Origin of the sequence: Flammeovirga aprica JL-4 (assembly GCF_012844305.1) — a bacterium.
GTDB classification, from domain to species: Bacteria; Bacteroidota; Bacteroidia; order Cytophagales; family Flammeovirgaceae; genus Flammeovirga; species Flammeovirga aprica.
In genome coordinates, this window is record NZ_JABANE010000359.1 from 1 (window position 1) to 685 (window position 685).

Annotated in this window: 2 protein-coding genes; both read right to left on the reverse strand. The window is 51.5% G+C overall.

Annotation, left to right across the window (positions count from 1 at the left end; translation table 11 throughout):
- Window positions 1-178, reverse strand: a 178-nt coding sequence (locus tag HHU12_RS36040) for a formyltransferase family protein (protein WP_394353231.1), incomplete at its 3' end; no start/stop codon positions are given.
- Between the two features lie 14 nt (window positions 179-192).
- Window positions 193-685 (reverse strand): peptide deformylase (def, locus tag HHU12_RS34365; RefSeq protein ID WP_169661207.1); only part of this gene is annotated, 493 nt, incomplete at its 5' end.

Consider the following 685-nt stretch of genomic DNA (forward strand, 5'->3'; position numbering starts at 1 on the left):
TATGGGCTTCTGCCAGCACTTTTACCGGGCTTGGCATCAATTTTTTGCCGCGACCAGCAGGGCGATCAGGCTGAGTGAATACGCCAACAACCTGATGTTCAGACGACAGCAGCGCATCAAGATGACGCGCTGCAAAATCAGGGGTGCCGGCGAAAATGATACGTAGTGATTGTGACACGGTATTCCTTGTTATCAGGCACGGGAACGTAAACGATCCAGTTTCTCTACCTTCTGACGAATGCGCTGTTGTTTGAGTGGTGACAGATAGTCAATAAACAGTTTGCCGACCAGGTGATCCATCTCATGCTGGATACAGATAGCCAGCAGGCCATCGGCCTCCAGTTCAAACGGCTTACCATCGCGCTCCAGTGCCCGGATCTTCACTTTTTCCGCACGCGGGACCAGGGCGCGCTGTTCAGGAATAGACAAGCAGCCTTCTTCAATACCGGTTTCGCCATCTTTCTCCAGCATTTCCGGATTAATTAATACCAGCTGCTCTTCACGATTTTCCGACACATCAATAACGATAATGCGCTGATGGATATCGACCTGGGTTGCGGCCAGACCGATGCCTTCCTCGGCGTACATGGTGTCGAACATATCATCGACGATACGCTGAATTTCCGCATTCACTTCTTTGACCGGCTCGGCGACTTTGCGAAGGCGCTCGTCCGGAATATGTAAC